The organism is Gracilibacillus thailandensis (assembly GCF_010994055.1).
In the GTDB taxonomy this organism is placed as follows: Bacteria; Bacillota; Bacilli; order Bacillales; family Amphibacillaceae; genus Gracilibacillus; species Gracilibacillus lacisalsi.
On record NZ_WJID01000011.1, the window covers coordinates 43,970 to 64,833 of the forward strand.

The 20,864-nt window shown below is 34.7% G+C and carries 18 protein-coding genes, 1 other RNA gene and 1 pseudogene; 5 read left to right on the forward strand and 15 right to left on the reverse strand.

The annotated features are described in order from the left end of the window. Nucleotides 1-573: 573 nt before the first annotated feature. The 4 genes from GH715_RS05000 to GH715_RS05015 form a co-directional block, all read right to left on the reverse strand. Complete coding sequence (locus GH715_RS05000) at nucleotides 574-1,629, reverse strand: flavin-containing monooxygenase (RefSeq protein WP_153834516.1); 1,056 nt, start codon at nucleotides 1,627-1,629, stop codon at nucleotides 574-576. Nucleotides 1,630-1,831: 202 nt separating this feature from the next. Beyond that, the gene (locus GH715_RS05005; RefSeq protein ID WP_153834515.1) at nucleotides 1,832-4,228 is read right to left on the reverse strand and encodes a heavy metal translocating P-type ATPase; all 2,397 of its coding nucleotides are present in this window, start codon (nucleotides 4,226-4,228) and stop codon (nucleotides 1,832-1,834) included. Next, the gene (locus tag GH715_RS05010) at nucleotides 4,221-4,586 is read right to left on the reverse strand and encodes an ArsR/SmtB family transcription factor (protein WP_153834514.1); all 366 of its coding nucleotides are present in this window, start codon (nucleotides 4,584-4,586) and stop codon (nucleotides 4,221-4,223) included. Before GH715_RS05010 ends, GH715_RS05005 begins: the two co-directional genes overlap by 8 nt. 179 nt (nucleotides 4,587-4,765) lie before the next feature. Then, nucleotides 4,766-5,371 carry a CadD family cadmium resistance transporter gene (locus GH715_RS05015; RefSeq protein WP_153834513.1) on the reverse strand — a complete coding sequence of 202 codons (606 nt, stop codon included), beginning with the start codon at nucleotides 5,369-5,371 and terminating at the stop codon, nucleotides 4,766-4,768. A gap of 402 nt (nucleotides 5,372-5,773) precedes the next feature. Between GH715_RS05015 and GH715_RS05020 the strand changes: the two are divergent. Continuing rightward, nucleotides 5,774-6,263 (forward strand): annotated as a pseudogene (locus GH715_RS05020) (YdhK family protein). A 430-nt stretch (nucleotides 6,264-6,693) separates the two neighbouring features. Here the strand turns inward: GH715_RS05020 and merA are convergent. The 9 genes from merA to GH715_RS05065 all read right to left on the reverse strand — a co-directional run bounded on the left by merA (nucleotide 6,694) and on the right by GH715_RS05065 (nucleotide 15,228). Beyond that, nucleotides 6,694-8,334, reverse strand: coding sequence for a mercury(II) reductase (merA, locus tag GH715_RS05025; RefSeq protein WP_153834512.1), 1,641 nt, complete (start codon nucleotides 8,332-8,334; stop codon nucleotides 6,694-6,696). A gap of 45 nt (nucleotides 8,335-8,379) precedes the next feature. Continuing rightward, nucleotides 8,380-8,778, reverse strand: coding sequence for an Hg(II)-responsive transcriptional regulator (gene merR, locus GH715_RS05030; protein WP_121128301.1), 399 nt, complete (start codon nucleotides 8,776-8,778; stop codon nucleotides 8,380-8,382). Between the two features lie 132 nt (nucleotides 8,779-8,910). Beyond that, a complete protein-coding gene (locus tag GH715_RS05035; protein WP_121128300.1) occupies nucleotides 8,911-10,554 on the reverse strand; it encodes an FAD-dependent oxidoreductase in 1,644 nt (547 codons plus the stop codon). 39 nt (nucleotides 10,555-10,593) lie between these two features. Further along, nucleotides 10,594-10,875, reverse strand: coding sequence for a HesB/IscA family protein (locus GH715_RS05040; protein ID WP_121128298.1), 282 nt, complete (start codon nucleotides 10,873-10,875; stop codon nucleotides 10,594-10,596). 21 nt (nucleotides 10,876-10,896) lie between these two features. Beyond that, a complete protein-coding gene (gene arsA / locus GH715_RS05045; RefSeq protein ID WP_121128296.1) occupies nucleotides 10,897-12,669 on the reverse strand; it encodes an arsenical pump-driving ATPase in 1,773 nt (590 codons plus the stop codon). Between the two features lie 14 nt (nucleotides 12,670-12,683). Further along, nucleotides 12,684-13,040, reverse strand: a complete 357-nt coding sequence (gene arsD, locus GH715_RS05050) for an arsenite efflux transporter metallochaperone ArsD (RefSeq protein WP_121128295.1) — start codon at nucleotides 13,038-13,040, stop codon at nucleotides 12,684-12,686. A gap of 93 nt (nucleotides 13,041-13,133) precedes the next feature. Beyond that, nucleotides 13,134-13,553 carry an arsenate reductase (thioredoxin) gene (arsC, locus tag GH715_RS05055; protein WP_121128293.1) on the reverse strand — a complete coding sequence of 140 codons (420 nt, stop codon included), beginning with the start codon at nucleotides 13,551-13,553 and terminating at the stop codon, nucleotides 13,134-13,136. A 15-nt stretch (nucleotides 13,554-13,568) separates the two neighbouring features. Next, nucleotides 13,569-14,867: an arsenic transporter gene (locus GH715_RS05060; protein WP_153834511.1), complete on the reverse strand. Its 1,299-nt coding sequence runs from the start codon at nucleotides 14,865-14,867 to the stop codon at nucleotides 13,569-13,571. Between the two features lie 16 nt (nucleotides 14,868-14,883). Continuing rightward, entirely contained in the window at nucleotides 14,884-15,228 is a 345-nt protein-coding gene (locus GH715_RS05065; protein ID WP_121128289.1) for an ArsR/SmtB family transcription factor, read from the reverse strand. Nucleotides 15,229-15,651: 423 nt separating this feature from the next. On the opposite strand from GH715_RS05065, the gene GH715_RS05070 reads away from it, so the two are divergent. From GH715_RS05070 to GH715_RS05085, 4 genes are all read left to right on the forward strand, one after another. Continuing rightward, complete coding sequence (locus GH715_RS05070; RefSeq protein ID WP_121128287.1) at nucleotides 15,652-15,972, forward strand: ArsR/SmtB family transcription factor; 321 nt, start codon at nucleotides 15,652-15,654, stop codon at nucleotides 15,970-15,972. A gap of 91 nt (nucleotides 15,973-16,063) precedes the next feature. Further along, nucleotides 16,064-16,948, forward strand: coding sequence for a permease (locus GH715_RS05075; protein ID WP_121128285.1), 885 nt, complete (start codon nucleotides 16,064-16,066; stop codon nucleotides 16,946-16,948). Between the two features lie 64 nt (nucleotides 16,949-17,012). After that, nucleotides 17,013-17,159, forward strand: a complete 147-nt coding sequence (locus tag GH715_RS05080) for a hypothetical protein (protein ID WP_153834510.1) — start codon at nucleotides 17,013-17,015, stop codon at nucleotides 17,157-17,159. A gap of 572 nt (nucleotides 17,160-17,731) precedes the next feature. Further along, entirely contained in the window at nucleotides 17,732-18,700 is a 969-nt protein-coding gene (locus GH715_RS05085; RefSeq protein WP_153834509.1) for an arsenic resistance protein, read from the forward strand. 1,217 nt (nucleotides 18,701-19,917) lie between these two features. Here the strand turns inward: GH715_RS05085 and ssrA are convergent. Both ssrA and smpB read right to left on the reverse strand, forming a co-directional pair. Beyond that, nucleotides 19,918-20,257: a transfer-messenger RNA gene (gene ssrA, locus GH715_RS05090) on the reverse strand. Between the two features lie 137 nt (nucleotides 20,258-20,394). After that, nucleotides 20,395-20,859, reverse strand: coding sequence for an SsrA-binding protein SmpB (gene smpB, locus GH715_RS05095; RefSeq protein WP_018930936.1), 465 nt, complete (start codon nucleotides 20,857-20,859; stop codon nucleotides 20,395-20,397). Nucleotides 20,860-20,864 lie beyond the last annotated feature (5 nt).

The following is a 20,864-nucleotide window of genomic DNA, read 5'->3' on the forward strand; positions in this document are numbered from 1 at the left end:
CCCATAAATAAGTGGTATACTGTTGATGTTGTTATTGCTACTTGTAAGTCTAGGAAGAAGAAATGCCAAGGCATTTCTTTTTCCTCAATATTATTAAAAGGATGAGAAAAATGGATAATAGTATTGAATATTGTCCCTTCTGCAATTCAAACTTGCAGGGTAAACCTATCCCAAAAGAGTTACGCAAGCACTATGGTAATTCAACTCATTTTACAAGGAAAATCGGCATTTCTAGTATAGAAGAAGACAGAGTAACAAAATGGGAGTGTCCTGACTGTCGCCAACAGTGGGACAGGGATTAGATTAAAATGATTTATACTCTGGATTATTGCTATTCGAATTCTTATGACGTTAATAGATTACAGTCCTAGAAAAGAAGCAAAAAGCCAACACTGTATTTAGTGCTGAACTTTTTGCTTGTTTGCACATTTATGTATGTGCAAATTTGTTGAATTCATAAGACAACTAATAACGATTTATACATATGATCTCCAATTAAGTTTAAATTATACTTTCCATATAAAAGTAATTCAGTATAAGTCATACTATTTTCTACGTTGGCCTTTTCTTTGACTACCGCTCATTATTGTTCTGAATATGTTTCACTAAATACTTTGCATCATACCCGACACCCTGCAAGAGAGCAGAACCCCGTCTATATAGCCAAGGTAAACCGAGAAAATATAAACCTTCCATATTGGTAATACCTCTATTATGTATAGGTTTTCCTTTCCCATCTAATACACCTGATACATTTAACCATGAATAATCAGGTTTAAAACCAGTAGCCCAAATTATGTTATCTACATCTAGAAAAGTGTTGTCTTGGAATATAACTTTATTTTCCTTACCACCAATTGTTCTTTCTTTAATAGCAACGTCACCATTTCGAATCGCATACTTCAATTCGAGACCAAAGATTGGGTCCCCTCTTTTTTGAATTAGTTTACCAAAGAGTGAATTGGAAGTTGCTTTTAGAACACCAAACTTATCAAACCACCAAAATATACTTTTATTTCTAATTTTCATTGGTAGAAACGTTAAATGTTGACTGGTAGATAGAAAAGTTTTCATTTCCTGTGAAAGTTCCAGAGCTATTTGCGCTCCACTATTTCCACCGCCCACAACTAAAACCTTACCTTCTTTTAACTGAGATGGGTTTTGATATTCAGATGAATGTAACTGAACAATATCCTTTGATAATTTATTCGCAAGGTCAGGAATTTTTGGTTTCTGAAAGGGACCAGTAGCTATTATGATATTTTCAGCTTTATATTCCATATGCTCCGTAGACTCAGTAGAAATATAATAAATATTATTCTTTCTTTGAACATCCGTCACGTTAGTTTTATATTTAATTGGTAGGTTAAAAGATTCCGCATAGACTTTTAGATATTGTGAGATTTCATCCTTTGTGGGAAAGTCTTGAGGATCCCCTTTGAGATCTAGCCCCGGTAGCGCACTGTATGCTCTTGGAGTAAATAAAACTAAGGAATCATATCTCTTATCCCATACTTCCCCTGCTTCTTGACTTTTATCTAATATGAGGAAGGAATGATTAAACTGCTTTAGGTAATAACCTATTGCGAGTCCGACTTGTCCAGCACCAATAACAATCGTATTGTACATTTCATCACCTCCTCGCGGTATACTATGTGCTTAATTATTATTAAACTATTCAATTCATAGTAGAATTGTGTTTGAACCACACTAGTGTTACTAAACTCATATATATAACCAAATCTAATTTCCCTCTATATATTGACCCAAAGACGCAATAGATTACTCTTTAGAAAGGGGTTTCCCATCTACTGGAAAACCCCTTTTTACTTTATTCTTTAACTCTCATAAGCCTTAAACCATTTAACGCTACAAGTAGAGTTGCCCCCATATCAGAAGCAATAGCAATCCATAGCGTTAACCAACCTGGTATCACTAATAGTAAGGCAATTAATTTAATACCTAGCGCAAAGGTAATGTTAGACTTGATTATATTTAATGCTTTACGGCTTAATTTTACAGTGAACGGTAGTTTTGTTAAATCGTCTCCCATTAGGGCAACATCTGCCGTTTCCAGTGCTGTATCAGTACCTGCACCACCCATTGCAATTCCAACGGTGGAAGCCGCCAGTGCAGGGGCGTCATTGACACCATCCCCGACCATAGAAACGTTACCATACTTGGATCTTAACTGTTTAATATAGTCTAATTTGTCCTGTGGCATTAGTTCTGCCTGAAAGTCCGATACCCCGACATGACCGCCGATGGCATTTGCGGTGGCTTTGTTATCACCTGTAAGCATAATCGTATTTTCGATGCCAAGTTGATGTAGTTTTTGAATGACTTCCTTACTTGATTCACGAACTTCATCAGCTACTGCAATGACAGCAAGTAATTCATTTTCAGTTCCAACAACCATCACTGTTTTTCCTTGGTTTTGAAGTTCCGTAACATTTTCATCTATTTTTTTATTGAAACCTGATCCTAATAATTCTTTAAATAGTTTTGGACTTCCAACATAGTAGATCATTCCATTTATAATACCCTTAATTCCTTTACCAGTAATAGAAGAGAATTCATCAACCACTACATCGGAATAGGAAATGTTTGATTCTTCCGCTTTCTTCATAATTGCCGAAGCAAGAGGATGTTGGGAACGATACTCTAACGCAGTAATAACAGACAACAATTCTTTTTCACTCGTATTATTGTTTAATACCTCAAAATCAGTTACAACTGGAACCCCTTTGGTCAATGTACCTGTTTTGTCAAATGCAATAGCCTTCAAGGCTCCCATTTCTTCTAAATATACTCCACCTTTTACAAGTACACCTTTTTTGGCTGCATTTCCAATTGCTGAAACGATAGAAATCGGAGTTGAAATTACCAATGCACAAGGACAACCAACAACTAACACAGCTAAACCTTGATAAACCCACGTTTCCCAACTTCCACCAAAGAATAAAGGAGGAACGATAGCTACTAATGCTGCAATGACCATGATAATCGGCGTGTAATACTTCGCAAATTTATCGACAAATGCTTGAGACGGGGCGCGTTCGCCTTGTGCTTCCTCAACAAGATGAATAATTTTTGAAATAGTAGTATCTTCTACGAGTTTGGTTATTTTTACTTCAAGTAATCCTTCTTCATTTATCGCCCCTGCAAAAACTTCATCATCAATTGTTTTTTCAACCGGGACTGATTCACCAGTAATAGCAGCCTGATTGACAGCAGAATTTCCGCTTACAACCAAACCATCCATAGCTATCTTTTGGCCGGGTTTTACAATCATTATGTCACCAACAGCAATGTCATCAACGTGTATCATCAATTCCTGTCCATTCCGTCTAACAAGCGCCTCTTTCGGGGCAATGTCCATCAAAGAACGAATCGATTGCCTTGCTCTATCCATAGAGAACCGTTCAAGTGCTTCACTAATTGCAAAGAGAATTACGACAATAGATGCTTCACCCCATTCTCCAATGATAGCAGCACCTATAACAGCCACTGTCATGAGCGTTTTCATGTCAAAATCAAAGTGTAACAAGTTCTGAAAACCAACTTTAAAGAGTGAGAATCCTCCGATTACAATGGATGATACGAATAATAATGAAGTTACAAGATTCTCTTCCCCATTCACAAACTGGGAAAGGTAGCCAAAGACAATCAATAGAGAAGCAAATAATAAAGTGCTATGCTTTTTATGAAATGGCACTTTTTCTTCTTTTTCAACCTCTCTAACCTCTTTAGTTTCTTGTGTAGCTTGCCTTACTGGTTTTTCTGGTGACACTTTTAGATTCTCAAATGCACCAGCTTTTTCCAATTCCTCGATTGTTGCATTACCTTGAACAGAAATTTTAGATGCCCCAAAATTTACTTTTGCATCTTGAACTCCCGGAAGTTGTATAACATTTTTTTCAAATTTACCTGCACAATTTGCGCATGAAAACCCCTCTACACGATATACATTTTCAACTATTTTTGGTTCACGTTTTGGCTTTTCCAGGGCTACTTTTAAATTCTCAAAAGCGCCAGCTTTTTCTAACTCCTCAATTGTTGCATTACCTTGAACAGAAATTTTAGATGCTCCAAAATTCACTTTCGCATCTTGAACTCCCGGAAGTTGCTTAACATTTTTTTCAAATTTACCTGCACAGTTCGCACATGAAAATCCATCTACGCGATATACATTTTTATCCTCTAATGACTTTACTGACTCACTCAACTTCGACAACCTCCTTCTGGTGTTCGAAGGCTAAATTTATAAGCTTCTTTACATGCTCATCATCTAATGAATAAAATACTAATTTTCCTTCTTTGCGGTATTTGGCTAACCCTAAATTTTTTAACAATCTTAAATGGTGAGATGCTGTAGCAGTAGTAGATCCTACAATGTTCGCCACATCGCAGACACATAACTCGTCTTCTAAAGACAAAGCATAGGCAATCTTAACCCTAGTATCGTCTGACAGAGCCTTAAAAACTTTAGCTACGTCCATAGGATTTTGTTTAGTAAGGTTATTTTTAGCTCTGGTTACCTTCTCTTGATTGATATACGTCACTTCACAAATATCTTTTGTCATATTATCCCCCTTATATATTCTAACAAACATTTGAATGATGATTATATTTATAATATATTCTTCTATAAACAAATAGTCAAACAATTATTTGATTAAATTTAAAAAATTATTTTCGACAATTTAATGTAATTCGCCTTTAGTTAATAACTAATTAAAAGTGTTTATAGCCATTTTCTTAATTAATTAAACCAATTTAATATCATACTAAAAGTTCCATTTTCAGACATAATCATGATTCCTAAAATCACAAAAACAATTGGAACAATAATTTTCTCGTATTTTTCTACTGTTTCGGATACACCTTTTACAGCTGATATACGGTGACAGAAATATAATAATACTCCCGCAGCAATATAATAAATTACGATTGTAAAGGCTAATTCAATTGTGTTTAAGGTAGTAAAATAAGGAATATAGACACCCAAATTATCTCCACCGGCTGCTAACATTATGACCGCAACACTAAGTATAAGACTGCTAAAACGATTGGTAGACTCTAAAACTTCTTCATCATCGTCATCATCTTTTTCAAGCAAAACCTTCAAACCGATAAATATTGGAACCAAACCAAGTAATCCAATCCATTGCTGTGGAATTAAAGCAAGGCCAAAAGTTGCTAAAAGGCTAACTACTATAAGTATGGTAAAGCCTAAATATTGGCCTAATACTATGTCTCTAATCGAGCCTTTTTGCTTTTTCATTTGCGCAAATAAAACAACTAAAATTACAATGTAATCAATACTTGTCGCTATGTAAGAGATAACTGCAGATATAATCGTTGTCATTATAGTAATCCCTCCATTCTAAAATATAAGTTGTATTCTCTCACTTCTTAAACCAATTTTGTGAACTCCCCATATTCAAACACACTTTTGAACGCTTTTATTTTAAGACTATGTAACCAATTAGTCAAATGATTGTTTGAATAAGAGGCTTAATATAGGTGCTTTACCCTTTACAGAAAAGCATTTGATTGCTAAATAAGTTTAATCCAATTTACAAATTTTACTGTTAAAATAAAAGCGATAAACAATATAATTAAGAGGATTTTTAATAAAAATTTATGATTACTATTTTTCACTGTGTTTATCTTATCTGCTTGTGCAGGTACAAATGAGGAAGAAAACACAGAAAATGAATTTAATACGGAAAAAAATATGAAAATGGAATCCAATAATGATGATGAAATGGATATGGAAGAACCTGACGAAGATATGGATGGAATGGATTATTCTGGTATGAGCCATTCTAGTTCTGGTGAAGTTCCAGAAGGTTTAGAAGAAGCTGAAAATAAAACGTATGAAGTTGGTAGCCAAGCTATAATTGAATCTGATCATATGACTGGGATGAATGGTGCAGAGGCAACAATTGTTGGAGCATATGATACAACAGTTTATACTGTTTCCTATACCCAAACAACTGATGGGGAAGCGATAGAAGATCATAAATGGGTTATACACGAAGAAATTGAAGGAGCGGGAGAAAATTCATTTGAACCGGGAATCCGAAGTGACCTTAAATACAGATCATATGGAAGGGATGGACGGAGCCTCAGCAGTAATTGATTCAGCAGAAGAAACAACCGTACATATGGTTGATTTTATATCTACTTACTTAGGGGAAGAAGTGAAAAACCATAAATGGGTAACAGAAGGTGAATTATCACCAGTAGAATAATTTTTGCGATTTAAGGACTTGTCCATTAATGGATAAGTCCTTTTTTACTCACCCATTTTTAGATTCTTATATTTTTGTTCATCCATAGTAATTCCCCTCCATTAACTGCCTGAACATTGTATCAAGGCAATTTCGTGTGGGTCTATAGAAATCTTATTAGAATTGGCAATTGTTAGTATGTAATAACCTAAAGAGTTGCGCATGGGAAATTTTATAAAAAGGAAAAGCGTCTTTGTTTAAAAAGACGCCTAAAGTAAGAGGAAAGGTGTTTACTTCATGAGCTAATACCTTAGAATAGTGAGAGACTATCACTTTAATTTTCATTACTAATTTAAAACTGATTTTTGTTAATATCTAACAAATACTATAGGGGTCAAAAGTTATTTTTACAACTTAGATAAATACTCGTTTTAGGTATATTATATTATTTTTATCCTGCACAACAAGATAATTTGGAAACATCTTTATCAATTGAAAGAGCAGCCAATTTTAATCCTTCTGACATTGTTAAATACGGAGCTAGGCTCTCTGTTAAATCTTCAATAGTTAATCCAAATTTTACGGCTAATGTTCCAGCATAGATTACATCTCCTGCATTTTCTGCCACGATATGAATTCCTAATACCTTTAATGATTTTTCTTCTGCTACTAATTTAATTACACCAGTAGTTTCTCTATTTACGATTGCTCTAGGGACAGAATCTAAAGGTAATACGGATATTTTTACTTCATATCCTTTTTCTTTTGCCTGTTCCTCCGTTAAACCAACCGTAGCGATTGAAGGATATGTAAATACAACGCTAGGTACTACCTCTAAATTTAGTTTACGATTCAAACTGCCAATAGCATTATCAGCAACAGTTTTCCCTTCATAAGCAGCTACATAAACGAATTGAGGACCCAATGTGACATCTCCAGCAGCATAGATATTTTTATTATTTGTTTGGGCATATTCATTTATTTTTATCTCATTACAAGACCCAACATTGACACCGGCAGCTTTTAAGTTTAATTCTTTGGTATTGGGTTGTCTTCCTGCAGCAATAAAAAGTTGTTCACTTTCTATAACATTTTGTTTTCCATCTACAGTGACATAAACTTTTTTTATTTCTCCTTTTTGTTCAACTCGTTCTAAAACCGCACCTTTTACAAAATATATCCCTTGTTCACTTAGTGCTTTTTCCGCAACTTCTGAAATCTCTGGTTCATAGCCTTTTAATATTCGTTCGCCTCTTTGTATAAGTGTTACTTCAGAACCCAAATTATGAAACATTTGCCCAAGCTCCAAACCAATGAATCCAGAACCGACAACCGTTAAACGTTTAGGAACCTCTTTTAGCTCAAGTAACGATGTACTTGTCAAATAATCCACTTCTTCAAGACCAGAAATAGGCGGTACAAAAGGAGACGCACCTGTTGCGATTAGGAATCGTTTTGATGAAAAATTTTTCCCATTTACTTCAACTGTATTTTCATCAACAAACTTCGCTTGACCCACAATCAAATCAATTCCATATTCTTCGATTAAATCAATATACTTTTGTTTGCGAAGACCACTAACTAATTCATCCTTTTGTTCCATTAATGAATTTAATTCTACTTTATCGGAAGATGTTTGTAGTCCTGCAAATGGATTTGTTTTAGCCAAGCGATTGATTTCTCCTGCTTTAAGAAGCGTTTTTGATGGAACACAACCAATATTTACACAAGTTCCACCAACTATTCCACGTTCAATCATACCAACCTTTGCACCATATTCGATAGCTTTAATGGCAGCGGAAAAAGCAGCCCCACCTGAGCCAATAATTAGTAAATCATAACCAGCCTGATGATCTAACTCTACATTTTTTTGTAATGAAATTTCTTCTATATCTTTAGGTTGGTATTTTGCTTGCGTAATTACCATTTTTACTTTATCTACATTAACGTCATTTGGTAATTCAAAAACAGATACACCACATCGAAAACTAGTTTCAATGTTTTTAGCACCAATACTAGTTAATGCAATATTAATATGCTGCTCACATCCTGAACAGCTCATCCCCTCGATATTAAGCCGATATTTTTTCATAATTATTCCTCCTAAGTTCTATAAATAATTCAGTAATACTTATCCCTAATCAACAATTAGTGATTCGATAATAGGACAATGATGTAATTCTTTTTGATCTGGGCATCTTCTTTTTAAATCCAGTAGCATAGATTCGATTCGCTTTAAATCTTCAATCTGTTTTCGAACCGCTTTCTCCTTTTGCGATACAAATTCGAACATATTTCGGCAGCGAACCTCATCATTATCAACAACGCCAAGTAATTTATAAATTTCATTTAATGTAAACCCAAGGTCTTGGAGTCTTTTGATAAATTTTACACGCTTAACATTGTCATCTGAATAAATCCTATACCTAGCATTCGTTCGGAAAGGCTCTTGCAATAATCCTTTTTGTTCGTAATATCTAATTGTCTCTTTATTTACACCACATTTTTCTGCAAATACACTGATTCGGTAACTCAAATAATTCACCCCTAGAAACATAATAAACCGTGTACCTTAGTACACGGTCAAGTATATGATTAAATTTTTCTGTTACAACTAACTTGCTATCATTAAAAGACACTAAACATCTTTACTCCTAATAGTTTTTCTTTATAACTTTCGTTTAAAACTCTGATAATTCTTATTCCCGCCAGAAAGATTAAATACCTCTTTAAAACCCATATTTTTTAACACATTCTGGGCAGCATTTCCTGTAACACCTTTATTACAATACGTTACGGTAGGGATATTAGGATCCAAATTCTTCGCTTCATCACGCAACTTTGCCAATGGAATATTTACTGCTCCATCCACTTTCGATACCTCATACTGTTTCGTTGCTCTTGCATCAATAATCTGGAACCTTTCTCCGCTATCGATTCTATCCGTTAATTCTTGTGGGGTAATCAGTTTATTTTTCTTATCTATCGCATTTTGTAAAGCCATCCCAGTGTACATAACGGGATCTTTAGTTGTACTGAATGGTGGTGCGTATGCTAAATCCAAATGGAATAAGTCTTCAGCTTTTGCTTTAAAGGAGATAGCCGTTACGAATACATCGATTCGCTTATCGACTCCATCTTCTCCTACGATTTGCACACCTAAAATTTGGCTTGTTTTTCTATCTGCAATCGCCTTGATTATTAATTCTTTTCCACCAAGGTACTCTGCTCTCGAAGGCTTAATATTGTGTAATACTTCAATATCAAACCCTTCTGTCTTAGCCCCTTTTTCACTTAAACCGGTATAGCCTACCGCTAAGTCAAACACCCTTAAAATTCCTGTACCTAAAATACCGCGGTGTTCCAAATCACCTCCAGTAATTACATCTCCAGCTATACGTCCCATTTTATTGGCTGTAGAGCCTAACGGACGATAAATAGGTTTTCCTGTTATAATTGAAAAGCTTTCTGCTACGTCCCCAACAGCATAAATATCAGACAGATTGGTTTGCATTTTCGGATTTACTTTTATTGCTCCAGATGCACCCAATTCGACACCAATTTCTTTTGCCAGTTTGGTATTAGGTCTCACACCAGTTGCTAAAATAACTATGTCAGAATCAATGACATTGCCACTTTTTGTTTGCACAGCATTCTCTGTAATCACAGTTGCTTCTTCGTTTAATAACAAGTTTACTCCGTTATCTCGGATATGTTCTTCTACACGGGATGCCATATCTTTATCCAAATGCGGCATAATCTGATTGCTACGCTGTACAATCGTTACTTCTAATCCTTTATGAGTCAACTGTTCTGCCATTTCAAGTCCGATGAAACCAGCACCGATGATAGTCACCTTTTTCGGATTATTAGAAACCATAAACGAATTTATTGTTGCTGTGTTTTGGATATTGCGGACATGAAAGACGTGTTTCATGTCTCCCCCTTTAATTGGTGGGGTGGTTGGAGTAGCACCAGTCGCAAAGACCAATGTATCATAATTGTCCTGTTTCGTCTCACTGGTATCTAAATTTTTAACCGTGACTGATTTCTTATCTGTATCTATCCCTATAACTTCATGACGTGTATGAATGTCCACATTGTAACGTTTTTTAAACCATGCAGCACTTCTCGGTGTTAATGTCTCTAACTCATCGACTTCTCCCCCTAAAAAGTAGGGAATTCCACAAATGGAATAAGAGATATCATAGTCTGCATTATATAACGTGATTTCTGCATTTTCATCGTTTCTGCGTGCCTTTGCAGCAACAGATGTACCAGCTGCAACTGAACCAATAATAATTATCTTCATATGTTTATAATCCTCCAGATCTTATCTTGATGTTTATTCTTAGCAGCACTGATCCATTCCTAGTAACACAAATTGCGATCCGTTTGGTGTTTCATCGTCATCTAATGTTAATCCTTCTACAGTATCTTTAACAACCTTATCAATGGCTACTTTAATTCCATCAATTTCTTCCACAATATCGTTTTCTTCAGGCGCATCTAGAGAAATACCTAATTGCGGACCACAACATCCCGCCCCCATTGAATAGAAGCGAATACCTTCTGCACCCTTTTCTTGAAAAATAACCTGTAATTTATTTTTAGCCTTTTCTGTGATATTCATTATAATTCCTCCCCTTATTTTTTAAAGTTGAACAAATTTCTTCAATTGGTCATAGCCTATTTTTACTTCCTTCATCCAAGGGATTAACGCACTATTATCAGCTAATTCTTCTTGTACTTTCTTAATCCATTGCTTTTCCGATGCTGCACGTGCTTTTAATACTTTATCTGTTGTTCCTGTTGCATATAAACTTCGATTGATGACCCACCATTTTGGAGTTAACTCTGCTCGCTTTAAGTCATCCTGCAAGCGTGTTGCCTCAAAAACAGGAGTTGCTTCTGTCAATGTAACAACGACTACCCCTGTCTCTTCTGGGTTACGCAGTCTTGGCAATAACTTTTTCACACTTTCTGGAATTTCACCTGTAGAACGGCTCATTTCCTTGTGATAAGCCTCCGATGAATCAAGTAAAAGCAACGTATGCCCGGTTGGTGCAGTATCGATAACAACAATTTCTTGTTCAGACCTTTCTACTACATCGGCAAAAGCACGGAACACCGCAATCTCTTCCGTACATGGAGACTCAAGGTCTTCCTGTAAGAAGGCAAGTTCGTCATCATTCAATTCACCAGCATTAGTAATTACTTCTTTTTTGTAAGCTTCTACTTCTACTTCTGGGTTAATACTGCTGATGGATAAATTCTCATTAACAGTACCGTTTTGGAACATATATTCCAGATGTGCTGCTGGGTCAGTTGTTGTTAAATGAACTTTATGCCCTTTTTCCGTCAATCCAACTGCGATTGCTGCAGCGACTGATGTTTTTCCAACTCCACCTTTACCCATTGTAAAAATAACACGAGTATTTTTAGATGAAAAATCATCAATTACATCCTTTAGTTCAGAAAGTGGTGCAAGTTCCGTATCCTCACTAGTCTCCTTGAATTCAACTAAAGGTTCATCGCTAACAATTTGTCGAAGACGATCCATACCAATTAGGGAATACGATACAAAAGGCAATGAATAGGTTTGAATTTTTTTCAGTTCCTCTGGTGTTTTCGTTAATGCTTCTTGCTGCCCTTCGTAAAACGCAGTAGATACCTCATCATTTTGGTCATAAGACTGCAATAGTCCATTTATGATAAGCATTTGTTTTTTGATGCCAATCTCTCCAAGCTCTGATGATGCACGGTTAGCTTCAATCAGTGTGGATTCCTCTGGTCTTGCAACTAAGATTAGTGTTGTTTTTTCACCATCAGAAAGGGATTCAACTGCTTTTTGGTACATATCCTTCTTATCATCAAGTCCTGACAATGGACCCAAGCAGGAAGCACCATGTGTTGCTTCCTCCAAATAACCTGACCATGCTGTAGGTAGGGATAATAAACGAAGCGTATGACCTGTTGGAGCAGTGTCAAACAATACATGATCATATTGAGTAAAAATTCTATCATCAGCTAATAAATGAGAGAATTCATCAAATGTGGCAATTTCTACTGTACATGCTCCAGAAAGCTGTTCCTCCATCTGATTGACTACCGATTCTGGAAGTTTATCCCGATATGGTCCAACCGTTTTCTCACGATATACTCTGGCTGCTTCTTCTGGATCAATATTACTCGCAAATAAGTTTTTTACACTTGGAATTCCAACAGGCTCACGAGATAACTCGATTTCAAATACATCCTGCAAATTAGAAGCAGGATCCGTACTGACTAACAAAACCTTTTTTCCTTGATCAGCAAGTGCTACTGCTGTTGCACATGCTACGGACGTTTTTCCAACCCCACCTTTGCCAGTAAAAAATAGATAAGGTGTTTCGACATGCTGTTTCGGATTATAACGTGTATACATTTTAAGATGCTCCTTTAATCGAGTTTTACTGAAACACGTACACAAGGTTTCTGAGTCAATTCCTCCGCACTTACTTCCAACCATTCCGCAAATTCCTCATTGGTTGGATATTCACCGACTTTAACTACTTCCCCATCTAAAAGTATTACTGGAAGTGCATCTGCTCCTTTTTCTTGAAGAACCTGATTTACCGTTTTATTATCTGCAAAAGCTGCAGGGTCATTTGCTAAATTAAATCGCTTGATGTCCACGCCTTTTTGTTCCATTGAATAAACTGCAGAAGCTACTCTTGTTAGGTTTGGATCGACACTAGGTCCACAAACTCCTGTTGAACAGCACATAGCTGGGTCAAAGATTTCTACTTTTTTCATAGGTAATACCTCCAGTCCATTAATATATAACTATATACTTATATGGTATCAGATAGATAAGCCTTGAGTATATTCTCACGGCTTATCTACCAGTCATTCTTCGGTTTCTGCAAATCGTTTAATTCGTTCACCAATTTCGTCCCGAACACGCTGAAATACTTGCCATACTTCCTCTTCCGTACCTTCTGATTTAGCTGGATCATCAAATCCCCAATGTTCTCTTTTTACATGAGCAGGCGTCATTGGACAACTATCCTTTGCATCACCACATAAGGTGACAGCCATTGTTGCGTTATTTAAAAATTCTGGGTCAATAGTTTTCGATTTTTGATCTGTTATATCAATACCAACTTCCTTCATGGCTTTTACGGCATTGGGATTTAATCCATGTGCTTCAATGCCTGCACTTCGAACTTCCCATTCATCTCCAAGATACTTTTTTGCCCAGCCTTCTGCCATTTGACTTCTGCAAGAGTTACCTGTGCATAAGAAATAAATTGTTTTTTTACCCATATAAATACTCCTTTATTAAAATATAGTTAATGTTAAACATAGACCTAGTAACGTGATAAATAAGATTGGTAGCGTTAGAATAATACCAGTCTTGAAATACGTTCCCCAAGAAATCTTAATTCCTTTTTGTGAAAGAACATGAAGCCATACTAATGTTGCTAAAGAACCAATTGGTGTTATTTTTGGACCCAAGTCTGATCCGACAACATTCGCATAAATAAGTGCTTCCCTTAACACACCCGATGTATTTGTTTCTGCGATTGCTAAAGCATCAATCATTACCGTTGGCATATTATTCATAATGGATGATAGAAAAGCAGCAATGAACCCCATTCCAACGGTAGCAATAAATAAGCCTTCTTCGGCAACCATTTGAATGACACTTGCTAGAGCAGTGGTGAGTCCCGCATTTCCTAATCCATATACCACGACATACATTCCGATGGAAAAGAACACAATATCCCACGGCGCTCCCTTAATAGCGTTTTTTGTATTTACTGCGGAACTTTGTCTACCCATAATAATAAAGAAGATAGCAATGGTTCCTGCAATAATAGAAACAGGTATATTGATAAATTCACTAGTAAAGTATCCAATTACTAATAAGCCAAGGACATTCCATGATAGACGAAACATTTTATGATCTTTAATAGCATTTCTAGGTTCGGTTAATTTAGAAACATCATACGACCTTGGAATACTTTTTCTAAAGTAAATCAGTAACACTGAAATCGTTGCAACTAATGAAAATAAATTTGGAATAATCATTCGTGAAGCATATTCAACAAATCCGATACCAAAGAAGTCTGCAGACACAATATTTACTAAGTTACTGACAATGAATGGTAATGATGTTGTATCAGCGATAAAACCACTCGCCATGATAAACGGAAAAATCATTTTTTCTTTGAAATTTAAATTACGTACCATAGCAAGTACGATTGGTGTAAGAATTAACGCTGCACCATCATTCGCAAACAAGGCAGCAACAATCGCACCTAATATACTGATATAGACAAACATTTTTATTCCATTACCCTTTGCAAAACGGGCCATACGTAAGGCAGCCCATTCGAATAATCCAATTTCATCCAAAATTAAAGAAATAAGAATGATTGCTACGAATGCCAATGTGGCGTTCCAAACGATTTGTGTTACTTCGATTACATCACTAAACCCTACGACTCCTACAATTAGAGCTAAAACTGCTCCTCCCATTGCAGACCAACCAATATTTAAACCTTTTGGTTGCCAAATGACTAGGACGAGGGTTGCTACAAATATGAGTATTGCGAGTATAAGCGTTGTTGACAAAATAATACCTCCAATATTAACAACAATTAATTCGTGTACCTTTTTCTTCTAGTTCTTTTATTTTATAGTCCTGACTCGGAAGTTGATCAAGAATTGGTTGAATAAATGAATAATACTCATTATTTTTATTTACTGAGTAGAAAATCCATTGTCCTTTCCTTTCTTCCACTACCAGTCCTAAATCTTTAAGCTTACGCAAGTGTTGACTAACAGCTGGTTGACTGAACTGAAATATTTCTACAAATTCACATACACAACAAGCGTGATTATCCATTAATTTCATCATCGTTAGACGTGTCTTGTCACCAAGCAGTTTTAAAATGTTCGCAGCTTTGTCTATTTCAAAAGATATTTGCAGCATTTAAATCCCCCTTTTTATTATTTATTATGGAATTAGTATATAACTATTTGCTTATATATTCAATGGATTAATACACAGAAACATGAAATTTTAAGAAATCATTTTATTTTACTCCTACTACTATTCTTTAGATTAAAATTCTTATACGCATATATTAATAATTTAAATACTTGATTTGATGCGTTTTTCTAACTTTTTTCCACCGTTCTTGTAATCCAGCAGGCTTTTCTAAAATCCTAGTGTTGAAAACAAAGTCAATTTTATAGTTCTTTTCGAACAACTCTCATGCGGAACATCGTGTTAAAAGGGAGTTAAGGGGGAATTCATCAAATAAATTTGATTAAAAAGGTTGCAATTTAATTTTATGGATAATATACTGTTAATAAATCAAAAAAAATTGATGTATTAGTTGGAGGTGAAATAATGGAATTAATTAAAAAGGTAAATGAATTAGGTGAAGATGAGGCACTTGATTTTTATGAAAATATGTTTAATGCATTAGCTGATAAAATAAGATTAAAAATTATAAATGAAATTAGTAAAAGTCCAAATAAATCTTTGTGTGTCTGTGATTTAGAAGAAAAATTAGAGTTAAAGCAATCAAAACTATCTTATCACTTAAAAAAATTAGTAAATGTTAATATTCTGATTCCAGAAAAACATGGTACATGGAATTATTATAAAATTAATGAAGAACAAATACAGTTTGTCTTATCTGAAGATACTTGTTGTAAAATTTTCTAACGGGTATCTTAGTTATTTATTATATAAATCAACTTTTTTTGATTTATATATCAAAAAAAGTTGATACATAAAATGTAAAGGAGTTATATTTATGACAGATTCAATTTTAGAATTTATAAAAACCTTTTTCATGCTATTTTTTGAATTACTTGCTTTATTTATTGTAGTGAGCTTTATTGTGAGTTTAATTCAACAAGTAATATCAGAGGAAAAAATTAAAAAAATTTTAAGTCGCCCAAACAAAGCTGTTAATTATTTATTAGGTACATTGTTTGGTGCAATTACACCATTTTGCTCCTGTTCAACAATACCCATACTAGCAGGATTATTAAATTCCAAAGTACCATTTGGACCTTCAATGAGTTTTTTAATTGCTTCACCATTAATGAATCCGGTTATGATTTTCATGCTTTGGGCATTGTTAGGTTGGGAAATTGCGCTAGTATATTTTATCGTGCTAAGTATTTTTAGTATTTTAACGGGGCTTATATTTTCAAAACTTAATTTAGCAGGGACGTATAAAGGTGTAACTGTTAAAGGTGATGGCTTTTTCAGTAATAAACAAGGGTCTAGAGTTAAGCAAGCTTTAAATGATGCATGGGCATTTCTTTATCCAATGCTTCCTTACTTATTTATAGGGGTCTTTATTGGTGCATTTATTTATGGATTTGTTCCAGCAGAGTTTATTACAAAATATGCAAGTGGTGACGGAATTTTCTCTATAATGATTGCTTCGGTCATTGGTATTCCAATGTATATTCGTCCTGAAACAATGTTACCTATTGCAGAAGCACTTGTTTCAAAAGGTATGTCAATGGGTACTGTAATTGCTTTAGTTATTGGTGGTGCAGGTGCAAGTATCCCAGAAGTAGTTATGTTGTCTAAACTATTTAAGAAGAAATTTTTAGTTGCATTTATTTCAGCTATTTTAATAGTGGCTATAGGTACAGGTCTTATTGTTAATTTAATTATTTAGGTTTAAAAAGAAAATAGTTGTTGCGCTTGCATCATCAAATCACCCTTTTAAGGAGGTGATATTCATGGCAGAAAAAAAGTCTGGTCTTAAAAAGTTGTTCTCTAAACCCAATTGCTGCAGCATTGAAATCGAAGAAGTCAAACAAACTGAAAACAACAGCTGTTGCGGATCTTCAAAGGAGAACACTAATAAGCAACGGAAAGAGGCTTAATAAGGAAGGTCAAAACTCGCAACTATTGCAAAAGGGCTTCGTTTAGAGGCCCTTTTTACTTTAATTACTCATAGAAAAGGATGATACCAATGATTGTCAATCATGCAAGTATATTGAGTAAAAATACTTTAAATCATAAATTCAACTTATTATAATACCAAACTGGAACCAGCCTAAATTTAATATTGAAATTTAGTTAAAATAAACATTTGATCTATGATTAAAAAGCTATTGAATTCAAATTGAATAATGCCCTCTGTTTTCCCTATGCTCTTATCTCAATGTACAACTATTTAGCAGAGATAAGAACTTTTTAACATGGAAACCAAATTTTTGGCAGGGGCTAAGCTATATAACTGTGGCTTTAAAATAAAGTTTGATTAAAAACAACCCAGAAACTTGCTTTTTTACGTTAATTTAAAGAACCTGTTTTGAAAAAAAGATTGATCATTTTCCAGTGCTAATCTTCCACAATTGGGCGATTGCGGAATGAAAAGAATGCAATAGAAATGTAATTATACTATACTTACTAGTAATTGGATTACATAGTTTTAAGAAGGATTGAATTTTTTATGGGGGTATTAGATAAACTACAAACCTTTATTATATTATTTGCTGTTAGTTTAGGTCTCTTATTAGGACAGGTAAACATCATTGAACAATATGCCGAAAATCTTATTACACCATTTCTATTGTTAATGCTATACGGATTGTTTTTAACAATTCCATTACAACAATTAAAGAAGGCTTTTTCAAATATTAAATTTCTAGGGTCCAGTACGATCATTAATTTTATCTGGACACCAATATTAGCTTGGGGTTTAGGTTCTGTTTTCTTATCTGATTATCCTGCTTTATGGATTGGTTTTATCATGCTTATGGTAACACCTTGTACAGATTGGTATCTAACGTTTACTGGTATAGCAAAAGGAAATGTGTCTCTTTCAACATCTGTTTTGCCGATTAATTTAATTTTGCAAGTCGTACTTTTACCAGTATATTTGTTAATATTTGCTGGAACTATTGAATCGATACCCATGTCAACACTTATAGAAAGTATAGTAATTGTATTAGTTATTCCATTTATACTTGCTCATCTTACACGACTCTTATTAAGAAAAAAATCTGTTTTAAACAATAAGATTATTCCCTTTTTCGGCAATGCCCAAATTTTCTTTTTATCATTAGCTATTATGGCAATGTTTGCTTCCCAAGGTTCTTACTTACTTGTAAAACTAGAAGTTATTTACATTTTAATTATTCCAGTTTTATCATTTTTTGTTATTAACTATGTAGTAGGACGCTTTGTTGGAAGATTTTTAAAGTTTTCTTATGAAGATACGGTTAGCTTAAATATGACGATTATTGCTAGGAATTCACCAGTGTCTTTGGCTATAGCTGTGACAGCATTCCCTGATCAACCTCTTATTGCTTTGGCTTTAGTTATTGGGCCGTTAATTGAATTACCTGTACTTGCCATAGTTTCGCAAGCATTACTTTTCACAAGAAAAAAGGGTAAAAATAAAAGTTATCCTACATAATCTAGGATAACCTTTATTTTATATAACAATCAGGTCCGTTTGTTGGATTGTCTCAATCCATAGATCAATGTAATTGTATCAAACCCTTTTATAAATTATCGAACCTCATTTTAAATTATCAAACTTTATTTCAACAATAACAGTGGATACCGACTTTACACTAAAGGAAAAGGCATTTAGGTGAGGACACAAAAGGAATCGGAAATCGTAACAGATACGATACCGATTCCTTCTATGAAGACTAAATAAATAGCTCACTTCTCACCATTTATTAATTAGAGAGTTTCCAACAATAATGTTTACGAACAGCGCCAGATGGATTAATTATGCCGATGCACAAGTATCAATACGATGATGATTGAAAACAGCTAAATTGAATTTTTAAATCGCCTTCTTTGAATAAATTATATATTTTTGGAAATAATTAAATATGTTAGTGCAACTTGTATTTCAGACATAAAAAATGAGGGAGTGGATACTTCCTCATTTTTTTATGCAATCCCTCCCCTTAAAGCGGATCAATTTTTAAATTTATCAAATACACTTTTCTTTACTAAAAATGTTTGATGATATCCTTTTAAATGAAAACTATCTATTTTTCTCATTTAGAAGAAACGTAATATAAAATCCTACATTGATTCTTCAAACCTTTCATTTATACCACAACATTGAAAATTACCAATAAATATTTTTTGTGTCCATAATGAATTGAACCACAATAATAAGTGCAAAGTGATTTACAATTTCACTTTGAAATTTAATTGTCGATATAAATGATGAATTCGTAATATATTAGCTATGAAAGTTGAAGAATCAAGCATAAAATTTCCTAAAAAAAAATAAAGCATAAAGCTTCCAAACGGAAATTTTATGCTTTACGTCACAAAAACCAATAAAAAAACCACCAATTATGTATTGGTGGAGACGGTGGGACGTGCTATTCCATGCTTTCGTCATGGCACTGACTATATCTTGAACCTGCATAGTCTGATCAGGTTCCTCGGCGTATTATGCAAAATTTAGATTTACTTTCTTAGCAATGAAAGTAGCATTTTGCATCCTAGTACTACCTAAAAAGGTAGCCTATAAGTCGATACACGGCTGTTGGATTACTCCACATACCGCTCGGTATTGCCTTATTACCATAATGGCAACGTAGGTTTCACCGATAAAGCCGAATTTTCACTTATGTGTTACCACATAAGGCGACTATTTTCTAATCGAACCCACGTCCAAGGATATCGCCACTCAGGCGTCTACACGCATAGTTGGTATATTACGCATTCGCTAGCTCTTCTGCCTACCAACAGGCGTCCGAGTAGCTAGTCTGATTAATCTCTTCTACCGATCCACAGACGGAGGATGGTAGCGTAGCCCACTAATAAGTGAGACCCTTCAATCTACCACATGGGCGATGGTAGGAAGGATCCTTTAACAGTGCTTACGCAGCTGCTAAAGAGTAATTGTTTTCTTTGCCAGTTATTATTGGCGATAACGTTTTACGAGACGTAACCTCGACGCGCAACCTGAGCTCGATCTACCCCTGTCGAATCCGTAACGTCCCCATATTAAGAATATAAGGGTCCACGGACAAGAGCAATCTTACTCGCTCTTATTCAATTATAGATGTCCTGCCGATAATTTATATTATACCATAAATTATATGGAATTCAAGATAACTCTCTTGGTAAATTTTAGTTCAATCGATCTTTGATTGCCCGATCCATATCACGCTTGGCCTGTTTCTGTTTTAAATCTTCTCGTTTATCATATTTCTTTTTCCCTTTCCCTAAACCAATAAGGACCTTGGCAAAACCATTTTTAATATAGATTTTCAATGGAATAATCGAATACCCTGCTTGCTGACTTTCTCCAATTAACTTATCGATTTGCTTCCGATGTAATAACAATTTTCGAGCACGAGTAGGCTCATGATTATAACGATTTCCCTGCTCATATGGTGAAATGTGCATATTGTTAATATATGCTTCCCCTTGTTTAATCGTTGCAAAACTGTCTTTTAGGTTAACTCGTCCTGCTCGGATTGATTTTATCTCCGTTCCTTGGAGGACAAGGCCAGCTTCATATGTTTCTTCTATAAAGTAATCATGATTTGCTTTTTTATTTTGCGCGATTACTCTTCCATCATTTTTTCCCATAATCC

Bases quoted from the DNA above. Each gene is read 5' to 3' on its own strand.
- arsD (WP_121128295.1), bottom strand. From the start codon at position 13,040: ATGAAAAAAGTAGAAATCTTTGACCCAGCTATGTGCTGTTCAACAGGA.
- GH715_RS05085 (WP_153834509.1), top strand. From the start codon at position 17,732: ATGGGGGTATTAGATAAACTACAAACCTTTATTATATTATTTGCTGTT.
- GH715_RS05015 (WP_153834513.1), bottom strand. From the start codon at position 5,371: ATGACAACGATTATATCTGCAGTTATCTCTTACATAGCGACAAGTATT.
- GH715_RS05000 (WP_153834516.1), bottom strand. From the start codon at position 1,629: ATGTACAATACGATTGTTATTGGTGCTGGACAAGTCGGACTCGCAATA.
- GH715_RS05075 (WP_121128285.1), top strand. From the start codon at position 16,064: ATGACAGATTCAATTTTAGAATTTATAAAAACCTTTTTCATGCTATTT.
- arsA (WP_121128296.1), bottom strand. From the start codon at position 12,669: ATGTATACACGTTATAATCCGAAACAGCATGTCGAAACACCTTATCTA.
- GH715_RS05010 (WP_153834514.1), bottom strand. From the start codon at position 4,586: ATGACAAAAGATATTTGTGAAGTGACGTATATCAATCAAGAGAAGGTA.
- merA (WP_153834512.1), bottom strand. From the start codon at position 8,334: ATGAAAAAATATCGGCTTAATATCGAGGGGATGAGCTGTTCAGGATGT.
- GH715_RS05035 (WP_121128300.1), bottom strand. From the start codon at position 10,554: ATGAAGATAATTATTATTGGTTCAGTTGCAGCTGGTACATCTGTTGCT.
- GH715_RS05065 (WP_121128289.1), bottom strand. From the start codon at position 15,228: ATGCTGCAAATATCTTTTGAAATAGACAAAGCTGCGAACATTTTAAAA.
- GH715_RS05080 (WP_153834510.1), top strand. From the start codon at position 17,013: ATGGCAGAAAAAAAGTCTGGTCTTAAAAAGTTGTTCTCTAAACCCAAT.
- GH715_RS05040 (WP_121128298.1), bottom strand. From the start codon at position 10,875: ATGAATATCACAGAAAAGGCTAAAAATAAATTACAGGTTATTTTTCAA.
- GH715_RS05070 (WP_121128287.1), top strand. From the start codon at position 15,652: ATGGAATTAATTAAAAAGGTAAATGAATTAGGTGAAGATGAGGCACTT.
- arsC (WP_121128293.1), bottom strand. From the start codon at position 13,553: ATGGGTAAAAAAACAATTTATTTCTTATGCACAGGTAACTCTTGCAGA.
- smpB (WP_018930936.1), bottom strand. From the start codon at position 20,859: ATGGGAAAAAATGATGGAAGAGTAATCGCGCAAAATAAAAAAGCAAAT.